The sequence below is a fragment of the Alsobacter ponti genome, assembly GCF_024294805.1.
GTDB lineage: Bacteria > Pseudomonadota > Alphaproteobacteria > Rhizobiales > Beijerinckiaceae > Alsobacter > Alsobacter ponti.
Map to the genome: position 1 here is coordinate 68,746 of NZ_JANCLU010000002.1, position 20,413 is coordinate 89,158.

20 protein-coding genes are annotated in these 20,413 nt (G+C 64.9%); 7 read left to right on the forward strand and 13 right to left on the reverse strand.

The genetic code is table 11. From position 1 onward, the window contains the following. Positions 1-71: 71 nt before the first annotated feature. From NK718_RS02655 to ubiT, 4 genes are read right to left on the reverse strand one after another with little or no spacing between them, the layout of a single operon-like run. On the reverse strand, positions 72-1,160 hold the full coding sequence (locus NK718_RS02655) for an NnrS family protein (RefSeq protein ID WP_254738369.1): 1,089 nt from the start codon (positions 1,158-1,160) through the stop codon (positions 72-74). A gap of 6 nt (positions 1,161-1,166) precedes the next feature. Beyond that, positions 1,167-2,096, reverse strand: coding sequence for a ubiquinone anaerobic biosynthesis protein UbiV (gene ubiV, locus NK718_RS02660; RefSeq protein ID WP_254738371.1), 930 nt, complete (start codon positions 2,094-2,096; stop codon positions 1,167-1,169). After that, positions 2,096-3,073: a ubiquinone anaerobic biosynthesis protein UbiU gene (gene ubiU / locus NK718_RS02665; protein WP_254738372.1), complete on the reverse strand. Its 978-nt coding sequence runs from the start codon at positions 3,071-3,073 to the stop codon at positions 2,096-2,098. Before ubiU ends, ubiV begins: the two co-directional genes overlap by 1 nt. Continuing rightward, positions 3,064-3,564 (reverse strand): ubiquinone anaerobic biosynthesis accessory factor UbiT, encoded by a 501-nt coding sequence (gene ubiT / locus NK718_RS02670; protein ID WP_254738373.1) that lies wholly within the window; start codon positions 3,562-3,564, stop codon positions 3,064-3,066. The genes ubiU and ubiT overlap by 10 nt, the downstream gene beginning before the upstream one ends. Positions 3,565-3,664: 100 nt before the next feature. On the opposite strand from ubiT, the gene NK718_RS02675 reads away from it, so the two are divergent. Both NK718_RS02675 and NK718_RS02680 read left to right on the forward strand, forming a co-directional pair. Then, positions 3,665-5,197, forward strand: a complete 1,533-nt coding sequence (locus tag NK718_RS02675; protein WP_254738374.1) for a UbiD family decarboxylase — start codon at positions 3,665-3,667, stop codon at positions 5,195-5,197. Then, the gene (locus tag NK718_RS02680; RefSeq protein WP_254738375.1) at positions 5,194-5,856 is read left to right on the forward strand and encodes a UbiX family flavin prenyltransferase; all 663 of its coding nucleotides are present in this window, start codon (positions 5,194-5,196) and stop codon (positions 5,854-5,856) included. The genes NK718_RS02675 and NK718_RS02680 overlap by 4 nt, the downstream gene beginning before the upstream one ends. Before the next feature lie 121 nt (positions 5,857-5,977). Here NK718_RS02680 and NK718_RS02685 read toward each other — a convergent pair whose 3' ends face one another. The 7 genes from NK718_RS02685 to NK718_RS02715 all read right to left on the reverse strand — a co-directional run bounded on the left by NK718_RS02685 (position 5,978) and on the right by NK718_RS02715 (position 12,561). Beyond that, positions 5,978-6,709 carry a FadR/GntR family transcriptional regulator gene (locus NK718_RS02685; RefSeq protein ID WP_254738376.1) on the reverse strand — a complete coding sequence of 244 codons (732 nt, stop codon included), beginning with the start codon at positions 6,707-6,709 and terminating at the stop codon, positions 5,978-5,980. Positions 6,710-6,752: 43 nt separating this feature from the next. Then, positions 6,753-7,751 (reverse strand): Gfo/Idh/MocA family protein, encoded by a 999-nt coding sequence (locus NK718_RS02690; protein WP_254738377.1) that lies wholly within the window; start codon positions 7,749-7,751, stop codon positions 6,753-6,755. A 22-nt stretch (positions 7,752-7,773) separates the two neighbouring features. Next, on the reverse strand, positions 7,774-8,598 hold the full coding sequence (locus NK718_RS02695; protein WP_254738378.1) for a sugar phosphate isomerase/epimerase family protein: 825 nt from the start codon (positions 8,596-8,598) through the stop codon (positions 7,774-7,776). 74 nt (positions 8,599-8,672) lie between these two features. Further along, the gene (locus NK718_RS02700) at positions 8,673-9,422 is read right to left on the reverse strand and encodes an SDR family NAD(P)-dependent oxidoreductase (RefSeq protein ID WP_254738379.1); all 750 of its coding nucleotides are present in this window, start codon (positions 9,420-9,422) and stop codon (positions 8,673-8,675) included. Positions 9,423-9,458: 36 nt separating this feature from the next. Beyond that, positions 9,459-10,322 carry a carbohydrate ABC transporter permease gene (locus NK718_RS02705; protein WP_254738380.1) on the reverse strand — a complete coding sequence of 288 codons (864 nt, stop codon included), beginning with the start codon at positions 10,320-10,322 and terminating at the stop codon, positions 9,459-9,461. Further along, positions 10,315-11,253 carry a carbohydrate ABC transporter permease gene (locus NK718_RS02710; protein ID WP_254738382.1) on the reverse strand — a complete coding sequence of 313 codons (939 nt, stop codon included), beginning with the start codon at positions 11,251-11,253 and terminating at the stop codon, positions 10,315-10,317. Before NK718_RS02710 ends, NK718_RS02705 begins: the two co-directional genes overlap by 8 nt. 24 nt (positions 11,254-11,277) lie before the next feature. Further along, a complete protein-coding gene (locus NK718_RS02715) occupies positions 11,278-12,561 on the reverse strand; it encodes an extracellular solute-binding protein (RefSeq protein WP_254738384.1) in 1,284 nt (427 codons plus the stop codon). A 389-nt stretch (positions 12,562-12,950) separates the two neighbouring features. Here NK718_RS02715 and NK718_RS02720 point away from each other — a divergent pair, with 389 nt between their 5' ends. The 3 genes from NK718_RS02720 to NK718_RS02730 all read left to right on the forward strand — a co-directional run bounded on the left by NK718_RS02720 (position 12,951) and on the right by NK718_RS02730 (position 15,301). Beyond that, positions 12,951-13,172 carry an HIT family protein gene (locus NK718_RS02720; RefSeq protein ID WP_254738386.1) on the forward strand — a complete coding sequence of 74 codons (222 nt, stop codon included), beginning with the start codon at positions 12,951-12,953 and terminating at the stop codon, positions 13,170-13,172. 225 nt (positions 13,173-13,397) lie between these two features. Next, positions 13,398-14,414 (forward strand): zinc-binding alcohol dehydrogenase family protein, encoded by a 1,017-nt coding sequence (locus NK718_RS02725; RefSeq protein WP_254738388.1) that lies wholly within the window; start codon positions 13,398-13,400, stop codon positions 14,412-14,414. 29 nt (positions 14,415-14,443) lie between these two features. Beyond that, positions 14,444-15,301: an NAD-dependent epimerase/dehydratase family protein gene (locus tag NK718_RS02730; protein ID WP_254738390.1), complete on the forward strand. Its 858-nt coding sequence runs from the start codon at positions 14,444-14,446 to the stop codon at positions 15,299-15,301. 223 nt (positions 15,302-15,524) lie between these two features. Here NK718_RS02730 and NK718_RS02735 read toward each other — a convergent pair whose 3' ends face one another. Beyond that, the gene (locus NK718_RS02735; RefSeq protein ID WP_254738392.1) at positions 15,525-15,878 is read right to left on the reverse strand and encodes a recombinase zinc ribbon domain-containing protein; all 354 of its coding nucleotides are present in this window, start codon (positions 15,876-15,878) and stop codon (positions 15,525-15,527) included. A 928-nt stretch (positions 15,879-16,806) separates the two neighbouring features. Continuing rightward, on the reverse strand, positions 16,807-17,301 hold the full coding sequence (locus NK718_RS02740) for a DUF1993 domain-containing protein (protein ID WP_254738394.1): 495 nt from the start codon (positions 17,299-17,301) through the stop codon (positions 16,807-16,809). Between the two features lie 473 nt (positions 17,302-17,774). Between NK718_RS02740 and NK718_RS02745 the strand changes: the two genes are divergently transcribed. Continuing rightward, positions 17,775-18,842 carry an ABC transporter ATP-binding protein gene (locus NK718_RS02745; RefSeq protein WP_254738396.1) on the forward strand — a complete coding sequence of 356 codons (1,068 nt, stop codon included), beginning with the start codon at positions 17,775-17,777 and terminating at the stop codon, positions 18,840-18,842. Positions 18,843-18,916: 74 nt separating this feature from the next. Beyond that, positions 18,917-20,356, forward strand: a complete 1,440-nt coding sequence (locus tag NK718_RS02750) for an ABC transporter substrate-binding protein (protein ID WP_254738398.1) — start codon at positions 18,917-18,919, stop codon at positions 20,354-20,356. Positions 20,357-20,413: the final 57 nt, after the last annotated feature.

The window sequence follows — 20,413 nt, forward strand, 5'->3', positions numbered from 1 at the left end:
CCGGTCACGGCTGTAGCCTCCATCGCGACTGCGCCCCAGAAGGTGCTCCTCAGCCGACGGACACGACCAGGCTATGCACCGGACGATGCGTCGCCAAGTCGTCCGAAAAGGAGAGCAAAGCCCGCGAAGGCGATACCCCAGGCGAGCGAGGCGGCGGCGAGCATCGTGGCGCTTCCGTCCGCGAAAATGCGAAGGGGCCAGGCGAGGCATAGCGTCGCGTACAGGATCGCCTCGCTGCGGGACCAGCGCAACGCGTCGCCTGCGCGTTTGCGAACCATGCTGGTCATGATCGCGAGGCTCGAGAGGCCGAGGCCGCCAACCAGAAGGACATGAATCCCCACCGCCCCGACAGTGGCGTTCGCGACCGCTTCGGCGGACAGAACGGCGAGCCCGGCCGGCAGCGCCAGCGCGCCGGCAAGCACGGCAAGGAAGCGGGGGTGCCGGGCCATTCCCCAGACATTCCAGGATCCGATCCGCACAGCCTGAAACACTGCCAGCAGGCCGACCGCCAGGGCTGTGTCAGGCCCCCTCGGGCGGAGCGCCCAGACCAGCAGGACCGCGACGCTCGCCATCGCCGCGGCGGTCTCTCCCGCCAGGCCGACGCGCCGGCTCTCGCGTCCGATGAAACTGCGCCCCAGCGCGGGCACGATTCGGCTGGATGCGATCAGCAGGAGCGCCACGGTCAGGGCAACCACGATCCGCAGCAGCGCCGACGCGGCATCGGGCAGAAAGGCTCGGCCGAGCCCGGCAACGCCGATGCATCCGATGATCGTCACGAGCGGCAGGTTCCGGACGTCGCCATGCCGCAGCACATGCCGGAGCAGCACCGCTCCAAGGAGGAGGGGAAAGGCCGCAGCTGCCGCGCTTCCCCATGGCGCGAAAAGTGCGACAGCCCGCCCCGCTGTCCAGACGGCGAGCAAGGCTGGCACAGGGTTCGGGGTAACCGGGTTCCCGGTCCAGCGCCGCATCGCGGTGAGCGTAAAGCCGGCCATGACCGCCGGAAACGTGCCGAGCAGCAACTCGTCCTGATGAAGCCGCAGAACCCATGCTTCGTCCATCAGGCGCGCGAGGGAGGCGGGCCAGAGCGCGATCACAAGCGCCGAATGGGCGCAGGCCAAACGAAAGAAGAACGTCGGCGTGGAGAGCGCGGCGCGCGCCATGTGGGATCAGCGCGGCAGGCGGTGACGCCCCTCGACCCACGCGGCCCCCACCACGCCGTGCAGAAAGCCGTTCGAGAACGGGGCTTCGGGATAAAGCGCGGCGAGGCTTGCGCGCGCCTCCATCGCCTTGAGCCGGCCGTCCAGCACGTCGCGGTGAATTTGCGCGACGGCGACCATGTCGCAGCGTTGCGGCGAGAGCCGGAAACGCCGCACGCCCATCGCGACGAGGTCGTCGAGGTCCTCCACAAGCGACTGGCAAGCGTGCGACACGGTCTGCACGCCATTGATGGCAAGGAAGGGCTCGGCATCGAGGGTGTCGAGCCGCAGCCCGTCGGGGTCCTGACCGCAGACGAACTGGCAATTGTCCTTGTGCAGGCCGCGTGCCCGGGCGTGGGCGCAGCGGGCCGAGATGGCGAGCGGCACGCGCCCGAAGGCGAAGACCTCGAAGGCGACCTGCGGCGTGGCGGACGCGATCTGGCGGATGGAGTTCGCGGGCAGTTCCGGTGGAAGGCAGATCACCTGCGCGCCGCGCTGCGCCAGAAGCGCCGCCGTCGGCGCGTTGTAGACGTTGACGATCGGTCCGACGGCATGGGGCCGGCCTGCGAGGTGGCGCAGGGCGGCGAGATCGTTGGCCTCGACGAGGAAATCATCCTGGCCGGCAAGGTCCCGGGTGGCGCGCAGCTCGCGTTCCAGCGTGATGAGCGTCAGCGACGACAGGATCACACGCTTGCCTGCCGAAGTGAACCTGTCGATGACTTCCGGCAGGTGCGGCTCGATGAAGGGCTGGCGCTTGGAGCAGACCGTCTCGCCGACATACACCTCGTCGATTACGGCTTCGTCGGCGATCCGGAAATGGAAATCGCGCCAGGCCGGCCCATCCCAATGGAAGAGCACCGGCCCCAGCGTCAGGGTGGGGCGTGTGTGGGGCGCGGTCATCAACGCCACCTCTTGTCGTAGGCGCCAGCCGTCGTGCGCTGTCCTTCGCTGACGCGGCTGAGCCGGCTGAGAATGGCGGGACGCGCTTCCGGCCTCGCTTCCAGCGCTCGTCGAATCGTCGAAACCACCTCGGCCACGTAGGCCTTTCCGCGCTGGCGCCCCTCGATCTTCAGCGCCTTGACCCCGGCCTTGCGCAACTCCTCCAGATGGCCGAGCGCGTCGAGGCTGACCGGATCCTCGAAGCTGTGCGCGACGCGTCCGTCGGCGCTGAAGCGTCCCTTGCAGAGCGTCGGGTAGCCGGCCGGGCGGCCGGCGGCGAAGCGGTCGATGGTGTAGTCGCCCAGGCGCGAGACGAGCTCCGTTCCCTGCGGCACGTAGCGGACGTGGCTCGCAGGCGAGCACACGCCGTTCATGTTGGGCGAGAGGCCCGTGGCGTAGCTCGACAGCGAGCAGCGCCCTTCCGCCATGACGCAGAGCCCGCCAAAGACGAACACCTCCGTCTCGCAGGGGGCCTGATGCGTCAGGTTGCGAACTTCGGCGAGGCTTAACACGCGCGGCAGCACGACGCGCTTCGCCCCGAAAGCCTCGACCAGGAAGGCGACCGAGTCGACGCTTGCGGCGGCCGCCTGGACGGAGACATGGATGCGTTGCGCCGGATGGCGGCGCGCGGTGTAGGCCATGAGCCCCATGTCGGCCAGGATCACGGCGTCCGCGCCAGCCGTGACGGCGTCGTCCACCGCCTCGAACCAGAGCTGCTCAGATCCGGCCCGCATGAATGTGTTGATCGCGACGAACGACATGACGCCCCGGGAATGCCCGAATGCGATCGCTGCGGCCATTTCGTCGCGCGAGAAGTTGAGGCCGGGGAAGTTGCGGGCGTTGGTCTCATTGCGGAATCCGCAATAGACGGCGTCCGCTCCGGCCTCCACGGCCTCGCGGTAGGCCGCGGAATTGCCGGCCGGGCAGATCAGTTCCATGTGGTCGGGTCCAGAAGGCGGGTGCGGATGCGCTCGAAGGCGCGCTTGACCAGAGGGCCGGCAGGGCCCGCGATGCCGGCGAGATCGGTCGGAAGGTCGACCTCGCAATCGTCCAGCGCGTTGCGCAGCGCCAGCATCGCCTCCATGTCGCCGCTCACCACGATGTCTCGAGCGAAGAAGAGCGCATCCCCGTCGACGCGGCCTTCAAGCAGAGCCAGCAGGCGCACGATCGGCCCTTCCGCACAGGCGTCCGCCATGCCGGGCTCGATGCTCCGTACGACCCTGATCGTCGCCGGGCGAGGCGTCACGACGAAGGCGAAGGGAAGGTCCGACGATGCAAAGCCGAAGGTGCGTTCGGCGTAGGCTCCCAGCCGATCGACGAGGGAGGGATGACGCGCGAGTACGACCTCGAATGCCTTCCGGGCCCCGGCCTCGACGAGGAAGAGAGGCGCGGGAACGAGCGCGAGCCGGATGGCGGCGGGAATTTGCATGACGTCCGTCGGTGGTGGCGCGCCAATCTAGCCGAGGCGGTGGCGCGCGAGTTTGTCGTGCGACAAAGACCGGAGTGATCCTTCGGCGGAGTTCTTGCGGATGACCGACGCACCTTGCCATCGCCGATCCGAACCCGTCTTTCGAAACTTGAGGGACTTTCTGGCTACGCTGGAGGCGCGCGGCCAACTGCATCGGATCGCGCGCCCGGTCTCGCTGGTCCACGAGATGACGGAAATCCATCGGCGCGTCGTGGCGGGGAACGGCCCGGCGCTGCTTTTCGAGGCCCCTGTCGACGCGCAGGGTGTCACGCGCTCCATCCCTGCTCTCGTCAATCTGTTTGGCACGGTCGAGCGGATCGCCTGGGGGCTGGGAATCGAACCCGACCGGCTGCGGGATTTCGGGTCCTTCCTGGCGGAGTTGCGAGAGCCACGCCCGCCGCGTGGGTTTGCCGATCTCGGCCGAGGGCTCGGGCTTCTCCGCGCGGCCCTCTCCATGCGCGAAAAAACAGTCTCTCGGCCGGCAGTGCAGCAGAGAGTGCTGAAAGGAGGCGAGGTGGACCTGTCGCTGCTTCCGGTCCAGTGGTGTTGGCCGGGCGAGCCGGCACCACTGGTCACGTGGCCGCTCGTCATCACGCGCGCGCCGGACGACACGCACGACGTGAATGTCGGGGTCTACCGCATGCAGGTCGCGGGCCCGAACAGGCTGATTGTGCGATGGCTGGCGCATCGGGGCGGCGCGAAGCACCACCGCCTCTGGGCGCGCCGCGGCGAGGACATGCCCGTGACCATCGCCATCGGCGCTGATCCGGCGACCATGCTTGCTGCCGTCCTGCCGCTGCCTGAGACGATCGGCGAGCTTGGATTCTCGGGCCTGCTGCGCGGCGCACCTGTGCGTCTCGCACGCGCGCTCACCACACTGATGCCCGTGCCCGCCGACGCCGAGATCGTGCTGGAGGGAACCGTCTCCGCGACCGAGACGGCCGAGGAGGGGCCCTACGGCGACCACACCGGCTATTACAACGCGGTGGACGACTATCCTGTGATGACCGTCTCCGCGCTGACCATGCGCGAGCAGCCGCTCTATCTGTCCACATTCACTGGCCGTCCGCCCGACGAACCGTCCCGCCTTGGCGAGGCGTTGACCGAACTTTTCGTGCCCGTGGCGCGCCGGCAATTTCCCGAGATCGAGGACCTCTGGCTGCCGCCCGAGGCGTGCTCCTACCGAGCCATCGTAGTCTCCATCGACAAGCGCTACCCGGGCCAGGCGCGGCGGCTGATGATGGGGCTCTGGTCCCTGCTGCCGCAGTTTTCCTACGCCAAGCTCATCATCGTGGTCGACCAGGACATTCCAGTGCGGTCGTGGCCGGACGTGATGTGGGCGGTCGCGACGCGCTTCGACGCGCCGCGCGATCTCCTGGTGGTGCCCGGCACGCCCATCGACGCGTTGGACTTCGCCTCCGCGCGGCCGGGCCTCGGCGGCAAGATGGGGCTCGACGCCACCATCAAGATCGGCCCCGAGACGGATCGGCCATGGGGTCGCGTGCTCGACATGGACCAGGCGGTGAAGGACCGCGTCGACGCGATCTGGTCCGGCCTTGGCATTGGCCCGCTTCCGGCGGAGGTGGTGGGATGAGGCGGATTGTGGTGGGCCTGTCGGGCGCGTCCGGGGCGGCGCTTGGCCTGCGGATCCTGGAAAAGCTCCGAAACGTGCCGGATATCGAGCCGCACGCGGTCGTCTCTCGGGCCGCGCGCCGGACGCTCGCCCACGAGGTCGGTCCGGACGCACTCGACCGCGTTCGCGCGCTCGTCCATGTCCTGCATCCGATCGAGGATATTGGCGCACCGATCGCCAGTGGGTCGTTCCGCACCGCCGGAATGATCGTCGCGCCCTGCTCGATGCGCACGCTGTCAGCGATCGCCGCCGGGCTCGCCGACAACCTCTTGGTGCGCGCCGCGGACGTGCATCTGAAGGAGCGCCGCCGGCTCGTGCTGCTGACGCGCGAAAGCCCGCTGCACCTCGGCCATCTGCGTTCCATGGTGTCGGTCACTGAAATGGGCGCGATCGTGGCTCCGCCGGTTCCCGCCTTCTACCTGAAGCCGCTCTCGACAGGGGAGATAGTCGACCAGATCGCGGCGCGGGCACTCGACCTGCTGGACGTCGCGACGGATGCTCGCGCATGGGGTCTGGACGTGTCGGACGAGTTTGATCGCTCTGGGCGCTCGGAGGGGTATGAGGGCTCGGTCAAGGGAGCGGCGACGCGGACCGTCGCGGAGAAACGCGTTCGTACTTAGCTGTCTGCCACGCGGCGCGCATGCCCGAATGGTAGGCGCATGGCGTCGCGCGTAGGCCGGCGAACTCTGCAGGTTGTCCACCGACGATCATTGGTGCAGGCGGTCGCGCTGTGCCGGGCCGTCAGTTGGTGCGGTGCGCCTCGGCCAGGACCTCGCAAGCATCGGCGTTGGCGTTTTCCAGCAGCACCTTGACCGCGCGGCTTGCCTTCTCGGGCTTGCGATCGCGGATGGCTTTGAACACGTCGTAATGTTCTTGCAGGCAATGCTGGTGGTGCTGGTTGGAGCTCGAGACGCGGAAGCTCATCTGGAAGTACTGGCGAAACACGTTGGCCAACGGCGCCATGAACACATTGTTGGACGCAATGTAGATGGCGGTGTGAAACGCCACGTCGCCCTCAATCCACTGGGCGAAATCGTCCTTGGCGGATGACATCGTCTCCAGCGCGGATTCGATCGCGTAGAGTTGCGCCACCGTGGCGTTGCGGGCCGCCTCCGCCGCGGCCGCGGGCTCGACGGCGCTCCGGAAGGCGAAGAGCTGTCTAATCACCGCTTCCGAGTTCTCGCTGGCCTGGACCCATGCGAAGACCATCGGGTCCAGGAAGTTCCACTCGCTCACGTCCGGCACCCAGGTTCCGATGCCGGATCCCGTTCGCAGCAGCCCCTTCGAAACGAGGAGCTTCACCGCCTCGCGCACGACTGTCCGGCTGACGCCGAAGCTGGCGCCGAGCTCAGCTTCGGTGGGGATGAGCTGGCCGACCGGAAACTCGCCCCCGACGATGCGCGAACCGAGAGCACTCGCCACATTAAGGTGCAGATTCGACCGCTTCTCGGGGGCCTGGCCTGTAACTTTCATAGGCGTTATCGCTCTCTGGATCCATATCCCTCGTTGGCCGGTTTTACACGCCGGCGGCTTGTGCCTGCGCCAGGATCGTCTGACACACCAACATCGTCTTGACCGTATCTCTAAACGGCGACGAACAGGTGTCCACCCCCGACTTCAAACTGTCGATGAACTCGCGGTTCTTGGCCTGAAAGCCGCCAAACACAAAGTTCTTATCGCTGCCGGCCGCCTCCTGCGTGGTGAGTCGCTCGCCGGCATAGTCGTTGTCGAGGTAGATCCGGGCCTCTGCCTCCAGTTCGATGTCGGCATAGCCGCCACGAACATGAATCTGAGTGCGGAAGACGCGCCGGCCCGAAGCCCAGTTGCACACCACGTTGCACACTGCGCCGTTGTCGAAGTGCAGTGTCGCAGTGATAAAGTTGATATCCGGTACGCCAATGCGACGACACCGGCTCTGGACGTCCACCACCTCGCCGCCGCAAATCCAGCGGGCGGTGTCGATGGCGTGGGTGCCGTCGTCCATCATGCGGTCGCGCGCGATCAGCATCGGTGACACGTCGCACTTGAAGAATTCGACGGCAGCCTGGATGACCGGCCCGCGCTGCAGCAGTCTCTCGCGCACCTGTCTCATAATCGGCGCGCTGCGGCGCTGGTGGCTCACCTGCGTGATCAGGCCCTTGCTGTCGGCCAGATAAGCCAACGCCTGCGCCTGATGCGCGGTGAGCCCCATGGGCTTTTCCACATAGAGGTTGAAGCCGTTGGCCAAGCACCAGTGCCAGATGGGGTACATGATCTCCGGCTGGCCGATGACGTAAACTCCGTCCGGCGCGAGGTCGCGCAGGATGGTCTGGTAATCGGTGTCGAGCACCGCCAGGAAGCGTGCTTTCTCCGGGATCCCGTGTGCGTTGCAGGTTTCGTCGAGGCGGTCCTTGCGGGTTTCGATCACACCGACAATCTCGACGTCGTCGAAGGAGGCGAGGGAGGGGTAGTGCACGCTGTTGGCCATGCGGCCCGCGCCCACAAGGCATATCCTCACTTTGCGGTCCTTGATCATCGCTGTCTGCTCCTTAGGTGTGTCAGGCCGATGCCGCCACGAGGCTCTTGAGATAGGCCACATCGGACGTGAGGAAGGGCAGAACGTCGTCGCCCATGCGTTGGGGCTGGCCCTTGGGATCGGTGTACTCTGCCGGAAGCACGAACGTTCCCGTGAACTTCCGTCGCTTCAGCTCGGCGACCAGGCCCGACCAGGAAAAGCCGCCGTGCCGACCCGTGGTCCAATGGGTGCGCCAAACGGCTTCGTTCTCCTCCGGACCGTTCACGCGTTCGCGGTAGGCATTCTTGAAGTTCACAAGGTTGGGCATCCGCTCCCACAGCAGGTCGACTGAGAGCTCCGTGGGCTCACCGGCAATGCCGCAATGAGCCATGTCGAGGATGGCGCAGACGTGCTTGGGGTCGAACGGCTCGATGAGGTGGTAGAGCCCGATGGCGCTGCCGATGTTGTTTCCCGAGTGGTTCTGCACGCCGATGCGCACGCCAGTTCGATCAAGCAGCGGCAGCAGGTCGCGGTATCGGGCCTGGTGACTGGCGATCGTCTCGGCGTAGCGCGCCTTCGACAGGTCGATCCCCAGCATGGTGCGAACTATGGGAATGCCGTTATCGCCGCAGGCCTCGATGACGGCCTCTTCAAGCGGCGCGGCGACGCTGACGATGCGTAGCCCGCGCGACGCAAGAACTTTGCAGGCACGCGCGAGGGTACTCCCGGCATCGGCCGGCGTGACCTGGTAGCCAGGCCGGATCGGGAGCTCGATTCCCTGGACACCGAGCGCGGCCATGCGATCAGCGACGCTTTCAATGGAATCCAGCCAGGGCTTCGTGAAGACGGCGAGGTCGATGTTGGACATGAGTGCTCTCTATGAGTTTGGGCCGCGAGGGGCGCCCTCGGGATTTTCTTAGCGGGGTAGGGCAATGGCGTCGGTCAGACCATCCGCATGGACATGCCGCCGTCGATGACGAAGGTTTCGCCCGTGATGAAGTCGTTCTCGATGAGTTGCAGGATCAAGGACGCCACTTGGTCGGGCTGACCCTCGCGGCCCAGAGGAATCCGGTTTGCGAGGTTGTTGCGCCGGGCTTCCTCGGTCATGGCGTTCTGGAATGGCGTACGGATGATTCCCGGGGCGACGCAGTTGACGCGGATGCCCTCGGCGGCATGGTCCCGGGCGAGGGCGCGCGCCAGCTGGACGAGCGCGGCCTTCACCACTTGGTAGGGCACGGTGCCGGGGCACCCGCGCAACGCCGCTGCCGAGGAGAGAAAGGTCACGCTTCCGCCTCGTACGGCCAGGGCGCCATGCGCGGCCCGGAACAGGTGAAAGGCCGAATGAACGTGCACTGCGAACGCATCCAGCCAAGCGTCAGTTGAAACATCGGGCAGGCGGCCCGGGGCGGGCCCGCCGGCCGCATGGACCACCGTGTCGATCCGCCCAAACTCCCGTACAGCTTCAGCAACGAGGTGGGTGGCGGTCTCACCGTTGCGAACGTCGCCGGTGACGAGGATGCAGCGTGCGCCCCCATCGCGGGCGAGCGCGTCGAGCTCGCCGATCACGCCGGGCGCATGACTGCGGGCGTTGATCGCCACGTTCATACCCTGCCCGGCGAGAGCACGGGCGGTGGCGAGGCCGATGCCCGAGGTGCCGCCTGTGACGAGTGCCGTCCGGCCGGTCCATTTCATCCAATGTACTCCCTGTCGCGACCCCGGATCGGGACGCTATTTGTCCGAGAACGCCGTCAGGCCCGAGATCAGGAACCTCTGGGCGAATAAGTACGCGACCACCACCGGCGCGACGGTGATCACCGTCGCTGCGAAGAGGTAGACGTAGGAGGTCTGTGCGTCGGGGCCGAAGAAGGTGAACAGGCCCACGCTGGTAACGGCCACATCCTTGGCGCTCGCGATGACCAGCGGCACCAGGAACTCGGACCATGAGGTGACGAACACCAGGAAGCCGGCCACCGACAGTCCCGGCAGGCTGAGCGGAACGATGATGCTCCAATAGGTGTGCCACTTGGAGCAGCCGTCGATCTGGGCCGCCTCGTCGAGGGCGCGCGGCACGGTGTCGAAGAAGCCCTTCAACACCCAGATCGCCAGGGGGATGTGCGAGGCCGTGTAGATCAGCACCAGCGCGGTCCGCGTGTTAAGCAGCCCGAGATGGTTCATGATCGTGTAGTATGGAACGATATTGACCGTGCTGGGGATCAACTGCAGACCCAGCAGCGTCACGAGCAGTACGTCCTTGTACCGGAAGTCCCAGCGCGACAAGGCATAGGCCGCCAAGCCGGCGAAGAACAGCGTGAGGACCACTGTAAACAGGGCCACTACTACCGTATTGATCAGATAACGGCCGAATTCGAGCCGAACGAACACGTCCACGTAGTTTGCGATGGTCCAATGCCGCGGCCACAGCGTGGGCGGGTAAGTGAACAGCTCATTGGGATTCTTGAAGCCGCCGAGCAGGGCCCAGCCTAGCGGCATCAGCACCGCTGCGGCGAGAATGGGATAGAATAAATAAGTAAAAGGACTGGGCTCCAGGGGCCGCCGCGCCGGACGGCCGCGAACTGGCACGACGTCAGTCATGATTTGCACTCCGGCGCGGCTGCAGGACCAAGAGATAGAGGACGATCAGGACAAGATTGACGACGAGCATCACGGTCCCGATCGCGGCGCCGTAACTGATGTCGAGGTGGAAGAACGACTGCTTGTAGAGCGAGATCGAGAACAGCTCGGTGGCGCTGCCTGGGCCGCCGCCGGTCAGCGCGAGCGGGATGTCGAGGCTGTTGAGCGCGCCGCCCGTACCCATGATCAGGCTGATCATCAGGATCGGTTTCAGCAAGGGTAGTGTGACGTAGCGGAAGCGCTGCCAGGCTGTCGCGCCGTCGATGACGGCTGCCTCGTAGAGCTCCCGCGGAAGCGTCTGCAGTCCACCAAGCAGGATGATCACGGTAAACGGCACGCCGCGCCAAACAGACACTGCCACCAGGAGCGCCATGGCCAACGCGGGATCGGCCAGCCACGACATCTGCCCCACGCCAAAGAGCGAGAGCACGTAGTTGGCGATGCCGAGACGGCTGCCTCCGAAGATCTGCGCAAAAACGAGGCCGACGACCACCGAGGGCAGGACCCAGGGCAGGATCGTCAACGATCGCATCACCTGGTGTCCGACAAGCTTCTGGTTGAGCAGGATCGAGACCAGGAGTCCGATGGCGACCTGGAGCACCACCACGCTGGCCACAAAGCCCAGCGTGTTGCGCGTGACGAGCCCGAGGTCATCCCATTCCAACAGGCGGCCGTAATTCTCCAGGCCAACGAACGAGTACCCCACATAGCCGAGGTTCAGGTTCGTCAGGCTGATGTAGATGCCGTAAAGAGCGGGGAAGAGCGTCAGGGATAGGACGAAGCTGACGCCGGGCAGGATGAAAAAGAAGAAGCCGTTCACTCGCGGCAGGCGCGGTCGAGGGATTCTGCGCCGGCTCGACGGAAGCGGGATGGTCTGCGCTGTGCTTTGCATGGCCGGACCTCGCTGGGAGACCAATCAGCGGGACTGCTGGCGCTTGAATTCGACCATCACCGCGTCGCGTGCCCGGTTCACGGCGTCGGAGGGGGACAGCGTGCCGGCAATGACGCCGGGCAGCTGCGACGAGATCGCGGAGGAGATTGTCGTATAGATTGGCGCAACGGGCCGGGTCTGCATGGGCCCGTCGTACATAGCCTTGTAGCTCACCATCATCGGGTTGGTTGAGAAGAAGCCGTTCGTGCTCCACACCGACGTCCGGACGGGCAGTTGCCCCAGCGCCTCGTTGATTGCGCCCATCTGGGCCGGAGCCGTCATGAAGGAGACGAATTTCCAGGCCGCTTCCACCTTCTTCGGGTCACGGGCCGTAATGGCGTAGGTGAAGCCGCCCAGGATCGTCACCGGCTTGCCGGAGCCCGGCATCGGATAGGCGGCGACCGCCAGATCGTTCACGGTGTCGGGCTGTTCGCTCCAGATTTGCTTGACGTTCGATGAGCTGCCGCCCATCGCGAAGACCTCGTGCCCATAGAAGAACGGACGCAGCGCCGCCTCGTCCATGGTGGTCACCTCGGCGCGCATGGCGCCCTTTGCAACGAGGTCCCGGTACATCTCGTAGACCCGGGCCAGGGCCTTGCCGTTCTCTTCCGTGAAGAACACCGGGGCGCCATGCTCGTCGACGAGCTTGCCTCCCAAGCCCCAGAAAATGCTGAGCATGTGCATGGTCGAGGGCTCGTCGGTGGCCTTCGCGGGCACGAGTTCGGCCACGACCTTCTTGTCCTTGAGCTTGCTTGCGAGCTTCAGGAAATCATCGAAGGTCTTCGGGAACTCCTTTTCGCCCTGCGCGGCCAGCACGCTCGGCCGGTAGAGAAGCCCGCGCATGCCTGTCTGAAACATGATGGCGTAGGGCTTGCCGTCGATGCTGACCGCCTCCACCACCGCCGGATGAAAATCGGCCCGGTCACTGGCCGGCCAGAGCTGGTCGAGGGGCTGAAGCGCCTTGGCCTGGACGAGCCGCGCGATCCACTGCCCATCCACGATCGCTGCGTCGGGCAGGCTGTTGGTGGTGGCCTGTGTCAGGATCTTCTGCAGGCCTTGAGGTCCCGTGTCCAGGACCTCGTAATTGAGCTTGATATCCGGGTTTTGCGCTTCGAACTTCGCGTAGAGGTCCTTGTGCACCACGGATCCCGGAATGAATCCTGATGCAGGAGAGTATTGAGCGGGTACGAGAACCTTCAGTTCAATAGCTGAAGCGTGAGCGACCGTGAGCAGGAGCGCTGCGGCCGCAACGGTAAACTTCGCATGCATTGAGCTGTCCCTCCGCGTTTTGTGCGACAGCTCCTTTGTTCAAGACACGGCCGTCGCTTTGCGCGATCCCATTGAGGGGCCATCGCCGCGATCTTGTCAATATCATACGTACGATGTTTACAGCAATTCATATGATGTTATGGTGCCAAGCCATACATCGACCGCCAAGGGAGGGGACCATGCGGACCGTCGCGACCTGCAACCATTGTCGCGGAGAAGGCGAGGACAGGCTCTGGGAAGGACCGCTGTTCAGGGTCGTGCTTGTGCACGATGCCGGGTTTCCCGGCTGGTGCCGCGTGATCTGGAACACGCACGTGGCAGAACTCAGCGACCTTCCACCTTAACAGCGACAGCAACTCCTCGACGCTGTTGTCGCGACCGAAATTGCGGTGCGAGACGAGTTCGCGCCTCGCAAGATCAACCTCGCCTCGCTCGGCACCGCGGCGCCTCACCTCCACGTGCACATCGTCCCGCGGTTCGAGGATGACCCCACCTTCCCCGATCCGGTCTGGAATGCGCCGGTCCGGACCACCACGCGCACGCTGCCGGACGGCGTCCGCGATCGGCTCAGGCGCCGCCTCGCAGACCAGTTCGGAGAGGGCGCGTCCTGACCGCCCGTTGGGCGTTCGTCTGCTTCCGACAGAGGCAACAAGTATCTTGTGGGTCTGCCCCCCCAGGACATTCCGCAACCCTGTGGAGCGCTGTTCTGAGGATGTGTGTCGCCAACCTGCGGCAGTCGGCGCGGCCTCTGATGGGGCCTTAAACAGACAACTCTTGGCTGTTTCGGGTCCCGTCCGGATGATAGTCGTGGGCAGGGTCTGAAAGAGTACGAATTCATGCGCGCGCTGATGATCGAAGCGGTCGGCCGGACCGTCTTCCACGACGTCCCGGAACCCGCCCCGGGGCCCGGCGAGGTTCTCCTGGCTGTCCGGCACATCGGCCTTTGCGGTTCGGATCTCGCCACTTTCTCGGGCCTGAATCCCCTGGTGGCGCTGCCGCGGATCCCGGGGCACGAACTCGGCTGCGAGATCGTCTCGGCCGGGGAGGGCGTGCCGCCTGACTATGCGCCGGGACGCCGGGCCATCGTGATGCCGTACACCGCCTGCGGCCAGTGCACCTCGTGCCGGCAGGGCCGGGTCAATGCCTGCCGCTACAACCGCACGCTGGGCGTGCAGCAGGACGGCGGCCTCGCCGAGCGGATCGTGGCGCCCTTCGGCAAGCTCATCCTCAATGATCGACTGCAGCCGCGCCACATGGCGCTGGTCGAACCCCTGTCGGTTGGGTTCCACGCCATCGCCCGCGGTCGCGTGACGGCGCGGGATCGCGTGGTCGTGCTCGGCTGCGGCATGATCGGCATGGGCGCGATCGCCGGTGCAGCAGCACGGGGCGCGTCGGTGATCGCGGTGGACGTCAGCGCGGGCAAGTTCGATTGCGCGCGCCGCTGGGGCGCCGCCCACACGATCGATGCCTCGCAGGAGGACGTTGCCGCGCGGGTCAACGAGCTCACCAGCGGCGACGGGGCCGACGTCGTGGTCGAGGCCGTCGGCCTGCCGGCGACCTTCCGGCAGTCCATCGATCTCGTGTGCTTCAGCGGTCGGGTCGTCTACATCGGCTACAGCAAGAGCGAGGTGGCCTACGACACCAAGTTCTTCAATCTGAAGGAACTCGACATCATGGGCTCCCGCAATGCCACGGTGGACGACTTCCGCGCCGTGATCGCCTTCCTCGAGGCCCCGGAGCGCAATCCTGACGATCTCATCACGAAGGTATTCCCCTTCGACCGGGCCGAAGAGGCCCTGCCGTTCTGGTTACGGGAACGGGCCGACGTGCTCAAGGTCATGGTCGAGCGTTGACGGGGGCGGTTCACCAGGGAGACGCAGGCATGATCGTGGTCACGGGTGGAAGCGGGAAACTCGGACGGTTCGTGGTCGAGGACCTCGCGGCGCATGGGCACGAGGTGGTCAATATCGACACCGCGCCGCCGCCTGCTGGTGCGAAGGGCCGCTACGTCCACACCGACATCACCGACTTCGGGCAGGTCATCGCCGCCCTTGCCGGAATCGATGAGCGGACGCGCGAGGTCCGCGGCATCGTGCACCTGGCCGCCATCCCTGCGCCCGGGCGAGCGCCGAACCAGGTCGTCTTCAACGTCAACACGCAGTCAACCTACAACGTGTTCGAGGCGGCCCGGCAGCTCTGCATCCGCAACATCGTTTCGGCCTCTTCCGAGACGGTGTTCGGCGTGCCCTTTACCGAGGGGACGGAGCCCTCGCAAGTGCCGCTCGACGAGAGCGTCACTGTTCCCCATAGCTCCTACGCGCTGTCGAAACTCGTCGGCGAGACCATGGCCGGGCATTTCTGCCGGCTGGACCCGGCGCTGAAAATCGTGAGCCTGCGGTTCTCGAACGTGCTTGTCGGAGCGGACTACGATCGAATCCGCACCGAAAGCGATCCTGCCTCGCGCCGCTTCAACTGTTGGACCTATATCGACGCGCGGGACGGGGCGACGGCCGCCCGGCTGGCGCTCGAGGCGACGATCACCGGGCACCATGTCCTCGGCATCGCCAATGCCGATTCCATCATGGAAGCCGACAATGACGCGCTGATGGATCAATTCTTTCCCGGGACGCCGCGGGTCGGCACCTACGGTCCGCGCGAGAGTCTGATCTCCATCGCCGCTGCCCGCCGCCTTCTCGGCTTCGAGCCGAGGCACTCCTGGCGCAAGCCGTCCGGATCATAAGGCGTTAGGGGCCGAGCCCCCGCGGGGGTAGCGTTCGGTCGTTTGGTTGCGGGGACGCGCAACCACCGAGAGTTGACCTTGCGGTGTTCGATCTGAGTTAGGGGCAAGTGGCCGCGGGGATGCGTGTGGAGCGCCTCCCACGGTGCCCATAAAGGTCGCCCCGGCTCCTGGCACCTGCCAGACCGTCGACGAGACCGCCTTACACCAGCCGGTGCTTGATCGCCTATGCAGCAAGGAAGGCCTCGATGAACTCGGCGACCAGGTCGGGTTGCATCAGGCGGTGCTTGAGGGCTTCAACGACGATGTCTTCCAGCACGCCGCGGCGCACGCCGACCGTGTTGTCGCACAACCCATTCCGGTGCGCGCGGGCGCACCGAAGGTAGTCGCGCCCGACGGCGGCCAGCTTGTGGCCGCAGCAGCCGCAAACGGCCAGGCGAGTCAGCATGTGCCCGGGCCTGCGGCGCTCCCAGAACCGGGACTCGCGCACCGCCGTGGAGACCGGGGAGGCCGCGATGGCGCCAAGCCGCGCGGCGACCCGGGCCCACAGGTCCTCGTCGGCGACGCGCAGGTCAGCCACCTCCTCGACGATCCACTGCTCCCTGGGGTGGGGTCGCGCGATGCGCTTGCCCTTCTGAGGTCCTTCACGGTCTTCAGGCGAAATTTCTAACGTTTATAGACAATTCTGGAATGCATTTACTCGTATTTATGTCAAATCTATTGTATTGTATTCACGACTTTCTAGTCCAATACGCGCCGTTCATTACAAGCTCACTCATGTCTATCACGGCAACTCGAAATGGTGCCACCCTGCTGGACGTTTCAGACGTCGTGCAGCGCCACGCGAGCCTGTCTTCTACTCAGCGGCGAGATCAGGTCTCGGCGCTAAAGACGCTGGCGAAGGCGCTTGGCAAGCCGCTGAACTCGATCTCCGCCAAACCTTCCGATCTCGGGCGGACTATGGCGGGAGTTGCGCCCGCTGCTCATGGGCTGAGCCCCAGTGGTATCCCAACTCTTTTGGCCAGCCGAGTTTCTGCCGGGCTTGACCCGGTCCTTTGTCACATCCATGGCACGTACTTCTAGGTCTGTGGTTCGCGGTCGAAGTCTGGCGACCCGCCGGTGAGATTGTCTTCCTCCCTCCAGGCGACAGCCGCCTGGCGCGCAAGAAGACGCGCGGGGAAACGCACCGCCGTGTCTGCGGGACAGACGTGAACAGGGCCGTGCTCGTGACCGCGCCGGGGAAGCGCAGACGCGACCGCGATCCGGGAAGCCCGGCGCTCAGCGGGTTGTTGTTTGCGTTGCCTTGGCCACCGACTTCATTCCCGTTCTGCGCTCGAGTCCTCTGCGCCGACACACAGAGTCGTTTGTCATCGACAGTGCTAGGCGCGCTGACATGATGCGGGTGCGCTGACGCCTGAGCGGCGAAGGCGCCACTGGGGCATGTGCACTGGTGTTGGCGACCGGTATCGGTTTGGCAGCGTTAACGGTTTGATCGGATTGATGCAGGGTCATGCCCAAGGCCCAAGAAAGTCGTTTTTTCCGAGTGGCACCCCCTTGCCGCGCAAGATGATGTAGGCGGTTGTGACGGAAAAATAGAAATTTGGGATCGCGTATTGCATGAGATAGTCGTAACCGGTGCAAACAACTGTCCTGTCGTCGAGAGCGAGGCGCAGGGTGCACTGCTCGAAAGCGCCGACGTCCTCAGTCGGTAGGCTTTCGATGATGACCTGCGCTGCTGCGATACTGGCGTAGAGATCGCCGAAGGTTTCGTACGCTCCGTCGACCGTGACTGCGTCGCGCCCTGAGAGCCGGGCGACCGCCGTAGCCGCGTGGTCGCAGGCCAGTCTGATCTGGTGGGTCAGCGGTTTCATCGTCGGCGCGACGCGCGCATCCAGCAGTTCCCTGGTGTCCAAACTGTTGGCCAAGCAGAAGTCCTCTCCCTTGCGCAGAATGCCGTCGAGCGCTTTTAGCGAACGGACGAGACCTGGAACCGGGGAACGCATGTCGACTCCTGATGTAGTCAGCGGCGACAGACGGGCCGGATTGCCGATCGCCGCAAGGGCAGTTCCGGTTTGAAGGGCGCGGCCACGCGATCGCGGGGCAATCCATTCTCATCACTTGGTGCCATAATTTGTATCCATTGACAATTCAAAGCTGATACATTAGCGTTTCATCTCATCGGCTCCCATCGTGAAACTGGGTACCGGAGCCGAGGAGATCGGGCCATTCGGGACGGATTCTGATCAAGTGTCCGCAAAGGTCCAAAACGCGCGTCTCTTCTTGGCGGCGTGGTCAAATTTCTCCCCTTGTGGGTCCTCACAAGGTTAGTTGTTGAATTGTTCACGCTGCCCAACGGAGCAGTCGGCATAGTCAATGCATGTGGCCTGCTTCAGTTATTGTATACAATAAAAATCAAGAATGGATGCGAAGCTGCATCCACAAATCGTTCCAGGGGAAGGCCAGGGAGTTCAGAACGATGGCGAACGTGAATGTGCGTAAGCTGGTCAAATCGTTCGGCGACGCCACGGTTCTCAGGGGCATCGATGTTGACGTGCGCGACGGCGAGTTCCTGAGCCTCGTCGGGCCCTCCGGCTGCGGAAAGTCCACCCTGCTGAGAATGATCGCGGGATTGGAGCCGATCTCGGCGGGCGACATCGTCATTGACGGCAAGGTCGTGAACGGTCTTGCCGCGAAGGATCGCGATATCGCGATGGTCTTCCAGAACTACGCGCTCTATCCCCACATGACGGTGCGGGAGAACATGAGTTTCGCGCTTGAGATGCGGGGGCTCAGCAAGGCGGAAATCGCCGCCAGTGTGGCCTCGGCCGCCGCGATCCTCGGCCTGGAGGCGCTGCTCGATCGCTATCCCCGTCAGATGTCGGGCGGTCAGCAGCAGCGAGTCGCCATGGGGCGGGCCATCGTCCGCGACCCGAAAGTGTTCCTGTTCGACGAGCCGCTCTCCAACCTGGATGCGAAACTGCGCGTCCAGATGCGCACCGAGATCAAGGACCTGCATGCCCGCCTCGGGTCCACCATCATCTACGTCACGCATGACCAGCTCGAGGCCATGACGATGGCCGACCGGATCGTCGTCATGCGCGCCGGCGTCATCGAACAGATCGGCACGCCCCTCGACCTCTACGATCGACCCGGCAACAGCTTTGTCGGAAGCTTCATCGGGTCTCCGGCCATGAACCTTGTGAGATGCACGGTCGCCGGCGGCGACACAGGGCCTGTGTGCGTGACGGCGGGCAATCAGATCCTGGCGAGACTGCCGGTGACGAAGCAGGTCGCGGCAGGAGCAACGGTGGACGTGGGCATCCGTCCCGAGGATTTGGAGGTCGGGGCGTCCGGTCCCCATGCCCAGGTCGTCGTGGTCGAACCGACAGGCCCGGAAACGCAGGTCACCGCGAGCCTCGATGGGCAAATCGTCAGGCTTGTCGTGAAGGGCCGCTCTTCGCTCAATCGTGGGGACAAGATCTCCCTGCGCACTGACTCAGAAAAACTGCACATCTTCGACGCCGAGACCGGCACTCGAATTTAGCTCATTTGAGGACCGCTGAAGGCGGTCGCCATCCAGCCAACGAACTGAAAGTGAGCACAGGGAGGGAGATGATCATGAACCGCACACCGAGCACCGCAAGGTCAGGCACTTTCATCGCGTCGCGCCGCTCCGTGCTTCTGGGAGGCGCCTCGCTGATCGCGGCGGTGGCCGCTCCGGGCAGCCGGGTTCTTGCGGCCTCGCCGGGCAGCAACCCGGGCAAGTACAAGGCCGACCTTGGCGGTTATATCGGCCCGAAACTCTCCGATGCGCCGATGACGCTGAGGGTTCTTCGACAGGAATTCTCCCCGGAGATCAACGCCCCGATCCGCGCCGCCTACACGGCGTTCAAGGAGGCCTATCCCAACATCACGATCGAGGAAGAGCGCATCCCATATGGCGATCTGGCCAAGAAGGTGCAGCTCTACGTCGCGTCGGGCTCGGCGCCCGACATCATGATGGGGAGCACCGAGCTGGCCCCCGTCTACTCCGCCGGCAAGATCGCCGTGCCGCTCAACGATTACTTCTCCCAGGACTTCATCCAGGATATTTACGCCCCGCTCCGGGAGTCGGCGACGATCGACGGCAAGGTCATGTGCCTGGCCTGGGAATCGAACTCGTCCTTTCTCTATTTCAACCGCGACATCTTCAAACGGGCCGGCGTCGCCACGCCTCCCGAAGTGATCGAGATGGAGGGCGGCTGGACCGCGGATCAGTACATCAACGCCCTGCGGGCCATCACCGAAAAGGCCCGCAAGAGCGGCGACCAGGCCACTTTCGGCCTGGCTTCCTCCCGCTTCGGCAACCGCGGCCCGGGCTCGAACTATTCGCAGCTCGAAAGCATGTGGGTGCGCATGATGGGCGATCCCAGGGCGCCCAAGGATTCGACGGCCTACAAGACCTTCGCCGGCATCTCCGAGAATGGCCAGATCGCCACCGGCTATCTCGATACGCCCGAAGCAATCAAGGGCATGACGAACTACCAGACCCTGTTCAAGGAGGACCTCTCGCCCAAGGGCATCGTCGCCGATCAATACAAAGGAGGCGTGGCGGCGACCGATTTCTCGTCGATGGCCTTCGCCAACACATTCCGGAGCCAGGGAGCTCCGTTCGACTGGGGCGTGTCCCCACCGTTGCGTGGCGCGATCGGCTTTGCGTCGAACGTCGCCGACGCGCCCTTCATCTACTCGGGAAGTCCGCACATCCCCGAGGCGGCGGCGCTTCTGGCGTTCCTTCTCAACGATACCAATCGACGCGCCTTTTACGCGGCGCGCGGTTCAATGCCATCGCGCCAGTCTTTGACCAACGAGATGCCCGAATACAAGTCGGATCCGGTGAACATGCTGGCCGCGAATGTGGCCGCCGGCGCCTATGGCCCGCCCAAGTCGGTCGGGTGGCTCGATTACGTGAACGCGGTCAATCCGGCGGTCAAGGACATCGCGCTGGGCGTTGACGTCGCCGATCGGCTTCATACCGCGGCGCGGCAGGTCGACCGGCTGCTCGTAAAATATCGCTAAGTATACCATAAGCCACCTCCCCCGCCGTGCGTAGCGGGGGAGGCATCCAGATCCCAT